We start from the raw sequence: 16,342 nt of genomic DNA on the forward strand, positions 1-16,342 counted from the left end.
TATTACAAAATCTCGTTATGAATAGACTTGGGTGGTTTATGTGGACGGAGTTCGCTTTACATCGGGCTTGGCAAGGGGGCGTTGCTTGCAAGTTTTTGCGTGCTAGGGCTTGTGTTGACTGGTAGGGGATATTAGCGTTTGACGTTTATTCTGTGTGGGCGTTACCATTTCAGCCTCATATGAGGAGTTAAAATCTGTATGGCTAAGCAACTTGTAGTGGGTAATTGGAAGCTGCACGGTAGTATTGGACAGATCAAGTCGGTGCTGGGTGAAATTGCACAGGCTAAGTTGCAATCAAATGTGGGTGTGTGTGTACCATTTCCCTACTTAATGCTGGCGAAACAACTACTACACAATACTCATGTACAGTGTGGTGCTCAAGACCTTAGTCAGTATCATATTGGGGCTTATACTGGCGAGGTGTCCTCAGGGATGCTGGCAGATATCGGTTGTGAAATGGTGATCATTGGTCATTCCGAGCGTCGACGATTATTTGGTGAGACGACAGAGCAAGCTGGTGTTAAAATGCGAGCGGCCTTAGATGCCGGCTTGTTTGGTATTTACTGCGTAGGTGAATCAGCAGAGCAGCGTCGTGAGGGTCGGGCGGAAGAAGTTGTTGCTGCACAGTTACAGGTGCTGCAGCAGTTGCCAATTGGTTTGTTTGCTGTTGCATATGAGCCATCTTGGGCTGTAGGGAGCGGAATGGTTGCATCTAGCGAGCAGATTTCACCGATGCACGCATTGATTAAAAGTCAATTGGATGAACGAGTTAAGGTTCTCTATGGTGGTAGTGTTAAGTCGAATAATGCTGAGTCAATTTTGGCTGTGCAGCATGTCGATGGGGTGTTGGTGGGTGGCGCAGCGCTATCCGCCTTCGAGTTTGTAGAGATTTGCAAAGCAGCGCGCTGATGGTACAATTCACGCCGCGATTGAAATGAGAAAATAATGGACTTCGTTACCAGTTTAGTGCTTGTAGTAAATGTGATTTCAGCGATTGCTGTCATTGTGTTGGTCTTGATGCAGCATGGCAAAGGTGCTGACATGGGGGCTGCTTTTGGTAGCGGTGGCGGTTCTGCCGGTAGTGTGTTTGGTTCTTCAGGCTCTGCCAACTTTCTGAGTCGAGCTACTGCAGTCGCTGCAACGTTTTTCTTTGTGACTTCAATGTCCTTGGTGCTTTTGACTGCACCTAAGCAAGCGAAGTCAATTATGAGCACTGTGGAGCCAGTAGTAGCTTCACAAGTTTCAGGTCAAAAAATTCCTGATTAAGTTTTGCGTTTTTTTGCAGGCTTGTCGGTTTAAAGCCAAATTCTAAAAATCCTATGTGGGATTGCTAGATTTGGTGTTTCAAATGCGCTGGGGTGACCCAGCGTTTCTGTGTAATAAAAATAACAATAAGCTGTTTAGACTTTTTGTAAATGTTCTGCGCTGGGGGATTTTTATGCTGGAAAACTATTTCCCAATCTTGTTGTTTCTATTTGTCGGATTGCTAGTCGGTGTTGCGCCGCTAGTGATGGGCTATGGTATCGGCAAGGTGATGGGTACAGTTCGACCAGATACTGCAAAAAACTCGCCTTACGAATGTGGTTTTGAGGCATTCGAAGATGCACGCATGCAATTTGATGTGCGCTATTATCTTGTGGCAATTTTGTTTATCTTGTTTGACTTAGAGGTTGCATTTTTGGTTCCTTGGGCTGTTGTGCTTAAAGAACTGGGAATGTTCGGCTTTTTATCGATGATGATTTTCTTAACCATCTTGGTGGTTGGCTTCATCTACGAATGGAAGAAGGGCGCTCTAGAGTGGGAGTAAAGCAAATGGAAGCCCAAGATAAAGGTTTTATTACGACGACAGTGGATGCTGTAATCAATAGTGCTCGTACAGGTTCTTTGTGGCCAATGACTTTTGGTCTTGCCTGTTGTGCTGTTGAAATGATGCATGCCGGTGCTGCTCGTTATGACTTAGACCGTTTTGGTGTCGTGTTCCGTCCGTCACCACGTCAGTCCGATTTAATGATTGTTGCAGGGACTCTCTGTAATAAAATGGCACCTGCATTGCGTAAAGTTTACGATCAGATGCCAGAACCACGCTGGGTAATCTCTATGGGTTCCTGTGCGAATGGTGGTGGGTATTATCATTATTCCTATTCTGTAGTGCGCGGCTGTGATCGTATTGTTCCAGTTGACGTCTATGTTCCAGGCTGTCCTCCGACAGCTGAAGCGCTCTTGTATGGCATCATTCAGCTGCAAAACAAGATTAAGCGTACCAATACCATTGCGCGCTCGTGAGGTGAACTATGGCGACTAAGTTAGAAACGCTCATGGGTAGTCTGCGTGCCGCTTTGGGTGAAGACAAGATTGTCTCGCTTGAAACAGCATTGGATGAAGTGACGCTAGAAGTTTCAGCAACAAATTGGTCAGAGGTTGCTTTGCAACTTCGCGATCATGCGCAATTGCAATTTGAGCAATTGATTGATGCCTGTGGCATGGATTACAGTGCCTACAAAGACACTGTTTGGGAAGGTTGTCGCTTTGCGACGGTTTACCATTTCCTATCTTACAAATTTAATGTACGTCTGCGCGTTCGCGTATTCTGTACCGATGATTCATTTCCCGTAGTTGCGTCAGTCGTTGATGTGTGGCCTGCAATTAACTGGTTTGAACGTGAATCATTTGATCTGTTCGGTATTGTTTATCAAGGTCACCCTGATTTACGTCGTTTGCTGACTGATTATGGTTTTGTTGGTCATCCTTTCCGTAAAGACTTCCCGTTGTCGGGTTTTGTTGAAATGCGATATGACGCTGAGCAAGCGCGCGTAATTTATCAGCCTGTTACCATCGATCCGCGTGAAATTACGCCGCGCATTATCCGCGAGGAGAACTACGGTGGCTGAAATCCGTAACTACACCCTAAATTTTGGACCACAACATCCTGCCGCGCATGGCGTGTTACGCCTAGTGTTGGAATTAGATGGTGAGGTTGTTGAGCGTGCCGATCCACATATCGGCCTCTTGCACCGTGGCACTGAAAAATTGGCAGAAAGCAAGACATACATTCAATCATTGCCTTATATGGACCGTCTTGACTATGTGTCGATGATGTCCAATGAGCATGCTTACTGTATGGCGATTGAGAAACTACTCAATCTTGATGTTCCAATTCGTGCTCAATACATTCGAGTGATGTTTGATGAGATTACTCGTGTACTAAACCATTTGTTGTGGATTGGTGCTCACGGTATTGACTGCGGCGCGATGACAATTTTCCTTTATGCTTTCCGCGAACGTGAAGATTTGATGGATTGCTACGAGGCAGTGTCTGGGGCACGTATGCATGCTGCATACTATCGTCCAGGTGGTGTGTATCGTGATTTGCCGGATGAAATGCCTAAGTATCAGGCATCAAAAATCCGCAATGCAGCAGCCATTAAAAGAATGAATTCGAATCGTGAAGGTAGTTTGCTCGATTTTATCGAAGACTTCACTAATCGTTTCCCAACTTATGTTGATGAGTATGAAACATTGCTCACCGATAATCGGATCTGGAAACAACGTACCGTTGGTATTGGTGTAGTGTCACCTGAGCGTGCACTGGCGCTAGGTTTTACAGGTGCGATGTTACGCGGATCAGGGGTCGAGTGGGATTTGCGCAAAAAGCAACCGTATGAAGTGTACGACAAAATGGATTTTGATATCCCTGTCGGTAAGAACGGTGATTGCTATGATCGCTATTTGGTTCGTGTTGAAGAAATGCGCCAATCAAATCGGATTATCAAGCAGTGTGTGCAATGGCTTAAGGCCAACCCAGGTCCTGTAATTACTACAAACCATAAAGTTGCTCCGCCTTCACGTGAAGGTATGAAGTCAAATATGGAAGACTTGATTCACCACTTTAAGCTGTTTACTGAAGGTATGCATGTGCCAGAAGGTCAAGCTTATGCTGCTGTTGAGCATCCAAAAGGTGAATTTGGTATTTACATGGTGTCTGACGGTGCTAATAAACCTTACCGCATGAAGATTCGCGCTCCAGGTTATGTTCATTTGTCAGCGCTAGATGAGATGTCGCGCGGTCATATGATTTCTGATGTGGTGGCAATTATTGGTACGCAAGATATCGTTTTCGGGGAGATTGACCGCTAATGTCTTTACACAGTCTTCTGTCCGCTGATTCAATTCAGCAAATCGATCGTGAAGTCGCTAAATATCCGGCTGAGCAGTCTCGTTCCGCTGTGATGAGTGCATTGCGAATTGCTCAGGTTGAAAAACGGTCTTTAACGAATGATTTAATTGAACAGATTGCACTTTATTTGAATATCGCGCCTTTAGCTGCGTATGAAGTTGCAACTTTCTACAATATGTTCGATATGAAGCCAGTTGGTAAGTACAAGCTCACTGTTTGTACGAATTTGCCCTGTGCTTTGTCGGGTGGCTATACCACAGCTGATTACCTCAAGAAAAAGCTCGGTATTGGTTTTAATGAAACGACAGCTGATGGCAAGTTCACTCTAAAAGAAGGTGAGTGCATGGGCGCCTGTGGTTATGCACCAGTTATGCTGGTTAATAATCACAGCATGTGTAATCACATGACGCCTGAAGCTGTTGATAAAAAACTGGCGGAGCTTGAATAATGACCGTCTACGTAAAAGGCGTTGTATTTGAAGGCGTCGAGTTTGAAGATCCTAACTGCTGGCACTTAGACGAATATGTTAAGCGTGGTGGTTATGCTGCTTTAAAGAAAATTATCAATGACAAAATCACTCAAGATGAAGTCATTGCAGAGATGAAAACATCCGGCCTCCGTGGTCGTGGTGGTGCAGGCTTTCCAACAGGTTTGAAATGGTCTTTCATGCCGCGTAGTTTTCCAGGCCAAAAATATTTGGTTTGTAATACGGACGAAGGCGAACCAGGTACCTTTAAAGATTTGGATATTCAGGTATACAACCCACATGCTTTGATTGAAGGCATGATTATTGGTGCGTATGCGATGGGTATTACCGTGGGTTATAACTACATCCATGGTGAAATTTTTGAAGCTTACGAGCGCTTTGAAATTGCCCTTGAAGAAGCCCGCTCTGCCGGCTTCTTGGGTGACAATATCCTTGGTTCAGATTTCTGTTTCCAACTGCATGCCCATCATGGTTATGGTGCTTATATCTGTGGTGAAGAAACTGCTTTACTTGAATCATTAGAAGGCAAGAAAGGGCAGCCACGCTTTAAGCCGCCATTCCCTGCTTCTTTTGGTTTATACGGCAAGCCAACAACGATCAATAACACCGAGACATTTGCCTCCGTACCTTACATTATCCGCGAAGGCGGCCAGAAATTCCTTGAGCTAGGTAAACCTAATAACGGTGGTACCAAATTGTTCTCGGTTTCTGGACATGTAAATCGTCCTGGTAACTATGAAATTCCGCTCGGCACACCATTTTCTGAATTGTTAGAAATGTGCGGTGGCATGCGTGATGGTAAAAAATTGAAAGCAGTTATTCCAGGTGGTTCCTCTGCGCCTGTGTTACCTGCCGATATCATGATGCAATGCACGATGGATTATGACTCGATTGCAAAAGCAGGTTCGATGTTAGGTTCTGGTGCGGTGATTGTGATGGATGAAACTGTCAGCATGGTCAGTGCTTTAGAGCGACTTTCGTATTTCTATCATGAGGAGTCGTGTGGTCAATGTACTCCTTGTCGTGAAGGAACGGGTTGGCTGTATCGTGTTGTCCATCGTATTGCTCATGGCGAAGGTAAAATAGAAGATTTGGATTTGTTGTCACGTGTTGGTGACAACATTGCCGGTCGCACTATTTGTGCTTTGGGTGATGCTGCTGTATTCCCTGTGCGTGGAATGTTGAAACACTTCCGCCATGAATTCGAAGATTTGATTAATAAATCGCAATCTGCCAAGGCCTTATAAATTGGTCGCGCTGTAATTAGCCAGATTGAAATTAGTCGAGTTTTCTTTTGAATTATTGCCTTTGAATCGAGTCGAGCATGTTGGAAATCGAAATCGACGGTAAAAAATTGACAGTCCCTGGTGGTAGCACTGTGATGGACGCAGCCAATTCAATTGGTGTGCACATTCCACATTTTTGCTATCACAAAAAACTATCAATTGCCGCAAACTGCCGTATGTGCCTAGTTCAGGTCGAAAAAGCACCAAAGCCTTTGCCGGCCTGTGCTACGCCTGTAACCGATGGTATGAAAGTCTTTACCCATTCTGATCAGGCAGTGACTGCTCAGAAAGGTGTGATGGAATTTTTGCTGATTAATCACCCGCTTGATTGCCCAATTTGCGATCAAGGTGGTGAGTGTTCATTGCAAGATTTGGCTGTGGGTTATGGTCAAACTGGCTCTGTATACTCTGAAGAAAAGCGCGTTGTCGCCAACAAAGACCTTGGTTCTTTGATTTCAACTGATATGACGCGCTGCATTCATTGCAGCCGCTGTGTCCGTTTTACAGAAGAAATCGCGGGCTTCCAAGAATTGGGTATGGCCAATCGCGGCGAATTTACCGAAGTAATGCCATTTATTGGCAAAACGGTAAACTCCGAAATTTCTGGCAACGTCATTGACTTATGTCCAGTTGGTGCATTAACCAGCAAACCGTTCCGTTATTCGGCACGGACTTGGGAATTATCGCGTCGTAAATCAGTGGCTGCTCATGATGGCCTAGGTTCTAACTTAGTTGTTCAGGTAAAGAACAACAAAGTAATGCGCGTATTGCCATTGGAAAATGAAGCGATTAACGAATGCTGGTTGTCGGATCGCGATCGTTATTCTTACGAGGCTTTGAACTCGGAAGAGCGTCTGACTCAACCTATGTTGAAACAAGGCGGCGTTTGGCAAACTACAGATTGGCAAACCGCACTTGAATATGTAGCAAATGGCTTGAAGCAAGTCATCGCCGAGCACGGTAAAGACAGTGTCGCTGCTGTTGCTTCGCCCAACTCAACAGTAGAAGAGCTTTTTGCTTTACGTAAAGTAATGGCAGGCCTTGGTGTTGAAGCGGTGCAGGCATTTGCGCGCAATGCAGACTTCAGTGTGAAAACGCAAGGCGCACAGTGGCTCGGTCAATCATTGGCTGAATTGTCGCAGAATGAATCAGTGTTAGTTATTGGTTCGACTTTACGTAAAGAACAGCCTTTACTCGCTCAGCGTTTGCGCCAATCGGTTAAAAAAGGTTTGGCACTTTCATTAGTCAATACGCATGCCGATGATCTGCTCACTAAAGTTGTAGGACAAGTTGTAGTTCGCCCTGATCAGTTGGTTGAAGGTGTGCTTCAAGTTGTTAAAGCGATTGTTGAATTGAAATCAGTAGCAGCTCCGGCCGGTATCAACTTGGATGGTGTTGTCGTTTCTGATGCAGCTCGAGCAATTGCGCAAAGTTTTGAAGGCAAAACAAAAGCTGCTGTGTTGCTTGGCAATATCGCTCAATATTCAGCGCGTTATGCTGAAGTTTATGCCGCAGCATCAGCATTAGCTCAATTGACGGGTGCCACTTTAGGTGTGCCAGCGATGGCAGCCAATAGTGTTGGCGCACAATTGATTGGTGCTGACTTGGGTGGCAATGTGTTTGCATCTGGCGCAGCTAAGAAAGCATACGTTTTCTTAGGTTTAGAGCCTGAATTTGATGCACACAATGGTGCCCAAGCATTGGCTGCAGCTCAGCAAGCAGAAATGGTCGTTGTAATGTCACCATTCCAAAGCTGTGCGATGGATTATGCTGACGTAATCTTGCCGGTTTCACCATTTAGTGAAACATCAGGTTCATTTGTGAATATGGAAGGCAAAGTACAAAGCTTTAACGGCGTTGTACGTCCATTGGGTGAAACACGTCCAGCTTGGAAAGTATTCCGAGTTTTGGGCAATATTCTTGGCTTTAACGGCTTTGAATATAATTCATCTGAAGAAATTCGCGACGAAGCGCTGGCAGGTGAAATTTCAACACGTTTGAATAATGCACTGACAAATACGGTCCAAGTTAGTGCGCAGTCAGTACAAGGATTAGTTCGCTTAGGCGAAGTACCTTTGTATCAAACTGATTCATTGGTTCGCCGTGCTCCAAGTTTGCAAGCAACTTCAGAAGCTGCGGTAGCAAGCACATTGCGCGCCAATTCAGCGACACTTGCAAAATTGTCTTTGTGTGCTGGTGATAAAGCGATTGTGAAGCAAGGGCAGGGTAGCGCTGAATTGATCGTGGCTGTTGATGATGGCCTTGTTGATGATGTGATTCGTGCCGCAACTTCGCACCCATTAACCCGTAACTTGGGTGAAATGGTCGGCGCTGTTGAAGTGCTCAAAGGTTAAGGGGGAGATAATGGAATTTATACAAAATATCCTCGCTGGCTTTTTGGGCGCAGAAGCAGCCTACCAAGGTGCGTTTTTCTTGTGGACTTTGCTCAAAATCATCTTGATTGTTGCGCCAATTATGGGGGGCGTTGCTTACCTCACTTTGGCGGAACGTAAAGTGATTGGCTTTATGCAGATTCGTATCGGACCAAACCGGGTTGGTCCGTTTGGTTTGCTACAGCCTGTTGCTGACGGTGTAAAGCTTCTACTTAAAGAAATCATTGCACCAAGCGCTGCTGATAAGAAACTCTTCTTTTTGGCACCCATCATGGTATTGGTCCCTGCGTTAGGCGCATGGGCGGTTGTACCGTTTTACCCTGGGTATGTATTGGCTGATGTGAACGTAGGTTTGCTCTACGTAATGGCCATTACTTCAATGGGTGTTTACGGAGTGATTCTTGCTGGTTGGGCATCAAACTCGAAGTATGCTTTCCTCGGTGGTATGCGTGCTGCGGCTCAGGTAATTTCTTATGAGTTAGCAATGGGTTTTGCGCTTGTTGGCGTGATTATGGTTTCAGGTAGTTTGAACCTTACCGCGATTGTTGAGCAGCAAGGGCAGGGCATGGCAGGTGGGTCTATTCTCTCGTGGAATTTGATTCCTTTATTGCCACTGTTTGTTGTGTACTTCATCGCAGGTGTTGCAGAAACCAACCGTGCACCATTTGACGTGACTGAAGGTGAATCTGAGATTGTTGCTGGACACATGGTTGAGTATTCAGGCATGGGTTTTGCGCTCTTCTTCTTGGCTGAATACGCCAATATGATTCTGATTTCAGCAATGGCGTCAGTGATGTTCTTGGGTGGTTGGTTGTCGCCTTTTCCAGCTTCAGTGCCTGTACTGGGTGCGGCAAGTCCGTTGTGGTGGGTTCTTAAAGTTGCGTTCTTATTGTTCTGCTTCTTGTGGTTCCGCGCTACATTCCCGCGCTACCGTTATGATCAATTAATGCGCCTTGGTTGGAAGATCTTTATTCCTGTGACTTTGGTTTGGATTGTCTTAGTGGGTGCTTGGATGATGACCCCTTGGTCAATCTGGTAATGGAAAAGGACTGAGACCATGGATAAAATTCTTTATTTCTTTAAAACCTTCTTGTTGGTTGAACTCGTGAAGGGCTTGTTGTTAACAGGTCGTCACTTCTTCCAACGGAAGATTACAGTGCAATTCCCTGAGGAAAAGACACCATACAGCCCGCGTTTCCGTGGTCTGCATGCTCAGCGTCGTTATGCCAATGGCGAAGAGCGTTGTATCGCTTGTAAATTGTGCGAAGCTGTTTGTCCTGCAATGGCGATTACGATCGAATCAGAGGCGCGCCCAGACGACAAAACTCGTCGTACGAGCCGCTACGATATCGACCTGACAAAATGCATTTTCTGCGGTTTCTGTGAAGAAGCCTGTCCAGTCGATGCGATTGTTGAAACGCATATTTATGAATATCACGGTGAAAAACGTGGCGATTTGTATTACACCAAGCCAATGTTGTTGGCAGTCGGTGACAAATACGAAGCTGAAATCGCTGAACGTAAAGCCGCTGATGCTAAATACCGCTAGGAAACAAACATGACTTTAGCGCTTTTTTATGTTTTTGCTGCCGTACTGATTTTTGCCGCATTCCGCGTGATTACTGCAAAAAATCCAGTTCATGCTGTGCTGTATTTGGTATTGGCCTTCTTTAACAGTGCTGTTCTTTGGATGCTGATTAAAGCTGAGTTTTTGGCTGTTTCGCTGATTGTGATTTATGTTGGCGCAGTGATGGTGTTGTTCTTGTTTGTTGTGATGATGTTGGATATCAATTTTGAAGCGCTGCGTAAGAGTTTTTGGAAGTTCTTACCAGTGGCGGCTACTGTTGCAATCATTATGCTGATTGAAATGGTAATGATTTTGACGCATCGCGCAGCACAAATAGACGAATCACGTTTACTTGAGCCAAGTTTCAACACTGCTTCAGCAGAGACTTTGGGTATGTTGATCTACACCCAATACTTCTTGCCATTCCAACTTTCGGCTGTGTTGCTGCTTGTTGGTATGGTTGCTGCGATTGCGTTGACACTGCGTAAACGTAAAAACACCAAGTACATTAATCCGGGTGAACAAGTTCGCGTTAAACGTGATGATCGCTTGCGGATTGTGAAAATGGCATCTGAGCCAAAAGATGTGGCTGATGATTCAGCTACTTCTCCCGATCAACCCGCAGCCTAATTGGCCTAGATAAGAGTTTAGGAGGATATGTGCTTACACTGACTCATTACCTTGTGCTGGGCGCAATTATGTTTGCGACCAGTGTGTTTGGCATTTTCATGAACCGCAAGAATCTGATCGTATTGCTGATGGCAATCGAGCTGATGTTGCTGTCGGTGAATATGAATTTCATCGCGTTCTCGCAGTTTTTGGGCGATACCGGTGGCCAGATTTTCGTCTTCTTTATCCTGACCGTTGCTGCAGCCGAATCGGCTATTGGCCTCGCTATCTTGGTGGTGCTCTTCCGTAATTTACGGACGATCAACGTCGAAGATTTGGATAGCATGAAGGGTTAAACCGGACAACATAGAATCGGATACGAATACCAATGGATATGAAATCGATTTATCTGCTTATACCGCTAGCGCCATTACTGGGCTCGCTCATTGCCGGCTTGTTCGGCTGGGCGATTGGGCGGCGTGCGGCGCATGTAGCGACCATCTCGGGCGTTGCGGTGTCATTTGCCTTGTCGGCTTACACTCTGAATTATTTGCTCAATGGTGGCGAATCATTCAATGGCAATATTTACACTTGGCTATCGGTCAATGGCGTAGATTTGAATATCGGCTTCTTGGTTGATAATTTGACTGCCATGATGATGTGTGTGGTGACTTTCGTCTCGTTGATGGTGCATATCTATACCATCGGCTATATGCACGAAGATCCAGGCTATCAACGTTTCTTTAGTTACATCTCACTCTTTACTTTTGCAATGTTAATGCTCGTGATGAGTAATAACTTTGTGCAGCTGTTCTTCGGCTGGGAAGCAGTGGGTTTGGTGTCTTACTTATTGATTGGTTTCTGGTTCAAACGTCCTACTGCGACGTTTGCCAATCTGAAGGCCTTTCTTGTTAACCGTGTGGGCGACTTAGGTTTCTTGCTCGGTATCGGTTTAGTTTTGGCCAACTTCGGTACTTTGGACTACGCCGAGGTATTTGCTAAAGCGCCAGAATTAAAAGACGCTACGATTAGCTTGTTTGCAGGTACGAACTGGTCATTGATGACTGTGACTTGTATCTTGCTGTTTATCGGTGCGATGGGTAAATCAGCACAGTTCCCGCTTCACGTGTGGCTGCCTGATTCGATGGAAGGTCCGACACCAATTTCAGCTTTGATTCATGCTGCAACTATGGTGACTGCTGGTATTTTCATGGTTTCACGTATGTCTCCGTTGTTTGAGATGTCTGAGACTGCGCTGAATTTTGTACTCGTGATTGGTGCAATTACCGCCTTGTTCATGGGTTTCCTTGGCATTATCCAAAACGACATCAAGCGTGTTGTCGCCTACTCAACTTTGTCACAGCTAGGTTACATGACGGTAGCGTTGGGTGCTTCTGCATACTCCGTCGCCGTATTCCACTTGATGACGCATGCGTTCTTTAAAGCCTTGCTATTCCTTGCGGCAGGTTCGGTGATCATGGGAATGCACCATGACCAAGACATTCGCAATATGGGTGGCTTGCGCAAATACATGAAGATCACGTGGATCACTTCATTGCTTGGTTCGTTAGCATTGATTGGTACACCATTCTTGTCTGGTTTCTACTCGAAAGATTCAATCATCTTGGCGGTTGAAGCATCTAACTTGCCAGGCGCTGGTTTTGCATATTTTGCTGTGGTTGCTGGTGTCTTTGTCACTGCGTTCTATTCTTTCCGGATGTATTTCTTGGTATTCCACGGTAAAGAGCAATGGATGCAGAAGAAAGATCACCACCATGGTCACGATGCACATGATGATCACGATCATCACCATGGTTTGGGTCCGAATGACAAACCACACGAATCACCGTGGGTTGTTACGTTACCATTAGTTTTGCTTGCTATTCCTTCGGTATTAATTGGCCTTGTTGCAATGAGCCCAATGCTGGTTGGTGATTTCTTCAAAGATGTCATCTTTGTTAATCATGATTTGCATGGTGCTATGGCCGCTGTTGGTGAGCACGCGAATGACTGGTACCACATGGGTATGCATGCTTTTGTAACATTGCCATTCTGGCTTGCTGTTGCTGGTGTTGCATCTGCTTATGTGTTCTATATGGTAAAACCAGCAATCCCAGCTGCGTTTGATCGATTCTTTACTTCGATTGGTGTTAGAAAGTTACTCGAAGAAAAGTATTACATGGATCATTTATACATCAATGTCTTTACCGCTGGCGCTCGTGTACTCGGTACAGTGCTGTGGAAAGTGGGTGATACCTTGCTGATTGATGGCTTGGTGGTGAATGGGGCCGCGAAAGTAGTTGGCTTCTTCTCTAGCATCATTCGTCGCATTCAGACTGGTTACATCTACCACTATGCATTTGCGATGATCATCGGCCTGTTGCTGATGATGACTTGGTTGGTAAAGCATTTGTTTTAATGGCTTGATCATTTAAGCGTTTAAAACGGATCCAGATTTAATACATAACAAGTAGGTTAACTTATGACGAGTAATCTCCTCAGCCTTGCAATCTGGCTGCCTATCGTGGCAGGTCTGATTGTGCTCGCGACGGGTGGCGATAAAAATGCTCCCGCTGCGCGCTGGCTGGCGCTGGCTGGCGCTTTGGTCTCATTTTTAGTAACAATTCCACTGTATACTGGTTTTGATACGTTTCACGGTGGCATGCAATTTGTTGAATTAACACCGTGGGTAGAGAGTTTTAATATCAACTACCATCTTGGTGTGGATGGCTTGTCGATGCTGTTCATTATCTTGAATAGCTTCACTACCTTATTGGTGGTATTGGCTGGTTGGCAAGTGATTGACAAGCGTGTGGCGCAATACATGGCTGCATTCTTGATTATGTCGGGTTTAATTAACGGCGCTTTTGCTGCAATGGATGCGATTTTGTTCTACGCATTCTTCGAGGCGATGTTGATCCCGATGTACCTCATTATCGGTGTGTGGGGTGGTGCTAACCGTGTATATGCATCGGTTAAGTTCTTCCTTTACACTTTGATGGGCTCATTGCTGACTCTGGTTGCGTTCATTTACTTGTATTACCAAAGTGGCGGCAGTTTTGAGATCGCGGCATTCCAACGCTTGCCGTTGACGATGGGCGCACAAACACTGTTGTTGATTGCGTTCTTCTTTGCATTTGCTGTCAAAGTTCCAATGTGGCCAGTTCACACTTGGTTGCCAGATGCCCACGTTGAAGCGCCTACGGGTGGTTCAATGGTGCTAGCGGCAATTACGTTAAAGCTGGGTGCATATGGTTTCTTGCGTTTTGTTCTACCGATTCTGCCTGATGCTTCACGTGAATATGCATGGATCATGGTGACGTTGTCGTTGATTGCTGTTGTTTACATTGGCATGGTGGCTTTGGTTCAGACAGACATGAAAAAGCTAATCGCTTATTCATCGATTTCACATATGGGCTTTGTGACGCTGGGCTTCTTTATGTTCGGTGGTGTTAGCGGTAATCAATTGAACTCTTGGGCCGTCGAAGGCGCATTAGTGCAAATGATTTCTCACGGTTTTATTTCTGCTGCAATGTTCTTCTGTGTTGGCGTGATGTATGACCGAGTGCATAGTCGTAAAATCGCCGATTATGGTGGCGTAGCTAATAAAATGCCGATCTTTGCTTCATTCATGATGTTGTTTGCAATGGCTAACTCAGGTTTGCCAGCGACTTCAGGATTTGTAGGTGAGTTCATGGTGATCTTAGGCGCGGTTCAGGTTAATTTCTGGTATGCCGTGGCCGGTGCTACAACTTTGATCTTTGGTGCAGCTTATACGCTTTGGATGTACAAACGCGTGATCTTTGGTGAAGTGGCCAATGACAATGTCGCTGAACTAAAAGATGTGAATAAGCGTGAATTCTTTATTTTGGCAATTTTAGCAATTGCTGTATTGGGAATGGGTTTGTATCCCGCGCCATTTACCGAGGTGATGCACCAGTCAGTGAATGATCTGATTTGGCAAGCTTCACAGACCAAGCTTAATTAATCCTTATTATAAGAAATAGGCTAGAACCATGACCTGGACCAGTCTTAATGCATGGGTGGCAGCACCAGAGATTTTCCTTCTGTGTGCAACTTGCGCCATTCTACTGCTTGACCTTTTTATTAGTGATGCTAAACGGCATATCACTTATGTACTTACCTTAATCACACTCGGCGTTACTGCTGCCTTGGTATTGAATGGTCATGATGCTCATTCAAACCTTGCGTTCAGCGGCCTATTTTTAGCTGATCCGATGGCGAGTTATGCCAAGCTTGCGATGATTGTTGGTGTCGCACTCGTGCTGATATACGGCCGCAGTTATGCCGCAGCACGTGGCTTGTTCCGTGGTGAGTTGTTTACACTATCTTTATTCTCATTATTGGGAATGATGGTAATGGCTTCGGCATCTAACTTCTTGGCTTTGTACGTAGGCTTAGAATTAATGTCTCTGTCGGTTTACGCCTTAGTGGCGCTAAATCGTGAATCAACTCAGTCAACCGAAGCTGCAATGAAATACTTTATCTTGGGCGCTTTAGCCTCGGGTATGTTGTTGTATGGTATTTCAATGTTGTATGGATCAACGGGCTCTTTGGATATTTTTGAAGTTTCTAAATCTATTCAATCAGGTCAAGCAAATAGCTTACTTGCCGTATTTGGTATTGTGTTTGTGGTTACTGGTTTGGGCTTTAAGTTTGGCGCTGTTCCATTCCATATGTGGGTACCAGACGTTTATCAAGGCGCACCAACACCAATTACACAGTTGATTTCTACTGCACCAAAAGCGGCGGTGTTTGTATTTACATTGCGTATTTTGGCTCAGGCTCTCGAAGGTTTTGCACCTGATTGGCGTGGTATGTTGATGGTGTTGGCAGTGCTGTCGATGGGCTTGGGTAACATCACCGCGATATCTCAAACCAATATCAAGCGTATGTTGGGTTATTCAACTATTTCACACATGGGCTTTGTTCTGCTTGGTATTTTGGTTGCAAACCCAGTTGGTTATTCAGCAGCATTGTTTTATGTCATTGCTTATATCTTGATGAGTGCTGCAGCCTTTGGTGTGATCATGCTCTTGTCACGTAAAGGATTTGAAGCGGATCAAATTGCAGACTTGAAAGGCTTAAATCAACGTAGCCCTTGGTTCGCAGCAATGATGCTATTTACGATGTTCTCAATGGCTGGTATTCCGATCTTTGTTGGCTTCTTTGCTAAGCTTGCAGTGCTTAAAGCGGTTGTGTATTCGGGCTTTGTTGGTCTTGCCGTTATTGCTGTTGTATTTTCTTTGATCGGTGCTTTCTATTATTTACGTGTTGTCAAAGTAATGTATTTCGATGACGCTACTGACAACTCACCGATTGAAGCAGGTGCTGATGCGAAGTTAGTACTTTCTGTTAACTGTTTGTTGCTACTCGTATTGGGCTTTATGCCTGATCGTTTGATGAACTTATTGTCAGACGCAGTGTCTCAATCTTTTAACACGCTACCTTTCTGATTCAATGCAAAACTTTCTGTTTATTGTCGGGTTAGCTGCGATTGCGGCTAACCTGCCTTTTTTTTCTGAAAAGATTTTTTTCTTTGCCAAGCCCAAAAAAGAAACTAAAGCTTTTGTGTTTAGATTTACTGAATTGATTCTGCTTTATTTTATTGTTGGTCTGATTGCGTATTGGCAAGAAGGGCGATTGAGTCCGGTTCATCAACAGAATTGGCCGTTTTATGCGACAACTTTTGCGCTGTTCATCGTCTTTGCGTGGCCAGGATTTGTTTGGCGATATTTTTGGCGCAAACCAGGTATTTAAAAAGAAAAGCTTACTTCTTTACTTGCCAAAACGTCGCTAGGTAAT

At 45.0% G+C, this 16,342-nt stretch carries 17 protein-coding genes; all 17 read left to right on the forward strand.

The window, feature by feature from the left end; genetic code table 11:
* The first annotated feature begins 198 nt into the window (after nucleotides 1–198).
* Nucleotides 199–909, forward strand: a complete 711-nt coding sequence (gene tpiA, locus K4H28_RS04225; RefSeq protein WP_221007155.1) for a triose-phosphate isomerase — start codon at nucleotides 199–201, stop codon at nucleotides 907–909.
* 36 nt (nucleotides 910–945) lie between these two features.
* Complete coding sequence (gene secG, locus K4H28_RS04230; protein ID WP_221007156.1) at nucleotides 946–1,266, forward strand: preprotein translocase subunit SecG; 321 nt, start codon at nucleotides 946–948, stop codon at nucleotides 1,264–1,266.
* Between the two features lie 172 nt (nucleotides 1,267–1,438).
* Nucleotides 1,439–1,807: an NADH-quinone oxidoreductase subunit A gene (locus K4H28_RS04235; RefSeq protein ID WP_203570503.1), complete on the forward strand. Its 369-nt coding sequence runs from the start codon at nucleotides 1,439–1,441 to the stop codon at nucleotides 1,805–1,807.
* A 5-nt stretch (nucleotides 1,808–1,812) separates the two neighbouring features.
* Nucleotides 1,813–2,283: a NuoB/complex I 20 kDa subunit family protein gene (locus K4H28_RS04240; RefSeq protein ID WP_027467718.1), complete on the forward strand. Its 471-nt coding sequence runs from the start codon at nucleotides 1,813–1,815 to the stop codon at nucleotides 2,281–2,283.
* An 8-nt stretch (nucleotides 2,284–2,291) separates the two neighbouring features.
* Nucleotides 2,292–2,888 carry an NADH-quinone oxidoreductase subunit C gene (locus tag K4H28_RS04245; protein ID WP_221007157.1) on the forward strand — a complete coding sequence of 199 codons (597 nt, stop codon included), beginning with the start codon at nucleotides 2,292–2,294 and terminating at the stop codon, nucleotides 2,886–2,888.
* Nucleotides 2,881–4,134 (forward strand): NADH-quinone oxidoreductase subunit D, encoded by a 1,254-nt coding sequence (locus tag K4H28_RS04250; RefSeq protein ID WP_221007158.1) that lies wholly within the window; start codon nucleotides 2,881–2,883, stop codon nucleotides 4,132–4,134. The genes K4H28_RS04245 and K4H28_RS04250 overlap by 8 nt, the downstream gene beginning before the upstream one ends.
* The gene (gene nuoE / locus K4H28_RS04255; protein ID WP_221007159.1) at nucleotides 4,134–4,622 is read left to right on the forward strand and encodes an NADH-quinone oxidoreductase subunit NuoE; all 489 of its coding nucleotides are present in this window, start codon (nucleotides 4,134–4,136) and stop codon (nucleotides 4,620–4,622) included. Before K4H28_RS04250 ends, nuoE begins: the two co-directional genes overlap by 1 nt.
* Nucleotides 4,622–5,908, forward strand: a complete 1,287-nt coding sequence (gene nuoF / locus K4H28_RS04260) for an NADH-quinone oxidoreductase subunit NuoF (RefSeq protein ID WP_221007160.1) — start codon at nucleotides 4,622–4,624, stop codon at nucleotides 5,906–5,908. Before nuoE ends, nuoF begins: the two co-directional genes overlap by 1 nt.
* Before the next feature lie 77 nt (nucleotides 5,909–5,985).
* Nucleotides 5,986–8,301 (forward strand): NADH-quinone oxidoreductase subunit NuoG, encoded by a 2,316-nt coding sequence (gene nuoG / locus K4H28_RS04265; protein WP_221007161.1) that lies wholly within the window; start codon nucleotides 5,986–5,988, stop codon nucleotides 8,299–8,301.
* A 10-nt stretch (nucleotides 8,302–8,311) separates the two neighbouring features.
* Nucleotides 8,312–9,379 (forward strand): NADH-quinone oxidoreductase subunit NuoH, encoded by a 1,068-nt coding sequence (nuoH, locus tag K4H28_RS04270; protein WP_221007162.1) that lies wholly within the window; start codon nucleotides 8,312–8,314, stop codon nucleotides 9,377–9,379.
* 18 nt (nucleotides 9,380–9,397) lie between these two features.
* Nucleotides 9,398–9,889, forward strand: a complete 492-nt coding sequence (gene nuoI / locus K4H28_RS04275) for an NADH-quinone oxidoreductase subunit NuoI (RefSeq protein ID WP_173533770.1) — start codon at nucleotides 9,398–9,400, stop codon at nucleotides 9,887–9,889.
* Between the two features lie 9 nt (nucleotides 9,890–9,898).
* Nucleotides 9,899–10,537: an NADH-quinone oxidoreductase subunit J gene (locus K4H28_RS04280; RefSeq protein ID WP_221007163.1), complete on the forward strand. Its 639-nt coding sequence runs from the start codon at nucleotides 9,899–9,901 to the stop codon at nucleotides 10,535–10,537.
* A gap of 29 nt (nucleotides 10,538–10,566) precedes the next feature.
* The gene (gene nuoK, locus K4H28_RS04285; protein WP_221007164.1) at nucleotides 10,567–10,872 is read left to right on the forward strand and encodes an NADH-quinone oxidoreductase subunit NuoK; all 306 of its coding nucleotides are present in this window, start codon (nucleotides 10,567–10,569) and stop codon (nucleotides 10,870–10,872) included.
* A 32-nt stretch (nucleotides 10,873–10,904) separates the two neighbouring features.
* Nucleotides 10,905–12,935 carry an NADH-quinone oxidoreductase subunit L gene (gene nuoL / locus K4H28_RS04290; RefSeq protein ID WP_221007165.1) on the forward strand — a complete coding sequence of 677 codons (2,031 nt, stop codon included), beginning with the start codon at nucleotides 10,905–10,907 and terminating at the stop codon, nucleotides 12,933–12,935.
* A 63-nt stretch (nucleotides 12,936–12,998) separates the two neighbouring features.
* The gene (locus K4H28_RS04295; RefSeq protein ID WP_221007166.1) at nucleotides 12,999–14,504 is read left to right on the forward strand and encodes an NADH-quinone oxidoreductase subunit M; all 1,506 of its coding nucleotides are present in this window, start codon (nucleotides 12,999–13,001) and stop codon (nucleotides 14,502–14,504) included.
* A 28-nt stretch (nucleotides 14,505–14,532) separates the two neighbouring features.
* A complete protein-coding gene (nuoN, locus tag K4H28_RS04300) occupies nucleotides 14,533–15,993 on the forward strand; it encodes an NADH-quinone oxidoreductase subunit NuoN (RefSeq protein WP_221007167.1) in 1,461 nt (486 codons plus the stop codon).
* Between the two features lie 4 nt (nucleotides 15,994–15,997).
* Nucleotides 15,998–16,297, forward strand: a complete 300-nt coding sequence (locus K4H28_RS04305; protein WP_221007168.1) for a DUF2818 family protein — start codon at nucleotides 15,998–16,000, stop codon at nucleotides 16,295–16,297.
* The last annotated feature ends 45 nt before the right edge of the window (nucleotides 16,298–16,342 follow it).

Origin of the sequence: Deefgea tanakiae (genome assembly GCF_019665765.1) — a bacterium.
Classification (GTDB): Bacteria; Pseudomonadota; Gammaproteobacteria; order Burkholderiales; family Chitinibacteraceae; genus Deefgea; species Deefgea tanakiae.

Coding starts and splice junctions, on each gene's coding strand:
- K4H28_RS04240 (WP_027467718.1), top strand. CDS start 1,813: ATGGAAGCCCAAGATAAAGGTTTTATTACGACGACAGTGGATGCTGTA.
- K4H28_RS04280 (WP_221007163.1), top strand. CDS start 9,899: ATGACTTTAGCGCTTTTTTATGTTTTTGCTGCCGTACTGATTTTTGCC.
- secG (WP_221007156.1), top strand. CDS start 946: ATGGACTTCGTTACCAGTTTAGTGCTTGTAGTAAATGTGATTTCAGCG.
- K4H28_RS04235 (WP_203570503.1), top strand. CDS start 1,439: ATGCTGGAAAACTATTTCCCAATCTTGTTGTTTCTATTTGTCGGATTG.
- K4H28_RS04305 (WP_221007168.1), top strand. CDS start 15,998: ATGCAAAACTTTCTGTTTATTGTCGGGTTAGCTGCGATTGCGGCTAAC.
- nuoH (WP_221007162.1), top strand. CDS start 8,312: ATGGAATTTATACAAAATATCCTCGCTGGCTTTTTGGGCGCAGAAGCA.
- nuoF (WP_221007160.1), top strand. CDS start 4,622: ATGACCGTCTACGTAAAAGGCGTTGTATTTGAAGGCGTCGAGTTTGAA.
- nuoN (WP_221007167.1), top strand. CDS start 14,533: ATGACCTGGACCAGTCTTAATGCATGGGTGGCAGCACCAGAGATTTTC.
- nuoI (WP_173533770.1), top strand. CDS start 9,398: ATGGATAAAATTCTTTATTTCTTTAAAACCTTCTTGTTGGTTGAACTC.
- nuoE (WP_221007159.1), top strand. CDS start 4,134: ATGTCTTTACACAGTCTTCTGTCCGCTGATTCAATTCAGCAAATCGAT.
- K4H28_RS04245 (WP_221007157.1), top strand. CDS start 2,292: ATGGCGACTAAGTTAGAAACGCTCATGGGTAGTCTGCGTGCCGCTTTG.
- K4H28_RS04295 (WP_221007166.1), top strand. CDS start 12,999: ATGACGAGTAATCTCCTCAGCCTTGCAATCTGGCTGCCTATCGTGGCA.
- nuoL (WP_221007165.1), top strand. CDS start 10,905: ATGGATATGAAATCGATTTATCTGCTTATACCGCTAGCGCCATTACTG.
- nuoG (WP_221007161.1), top strand. CDS start 5,986: ATGTTGGAAATCGAAATCGACGGTAAAAAATTGACAGTCCCTGGTGGT.
- tpiA (WP_221007155.1), top strand. CDS start 199: ATGGCTAAGCAACTTGTAGTGGGTAATTGGAAGCTGCACGGTAGTATT.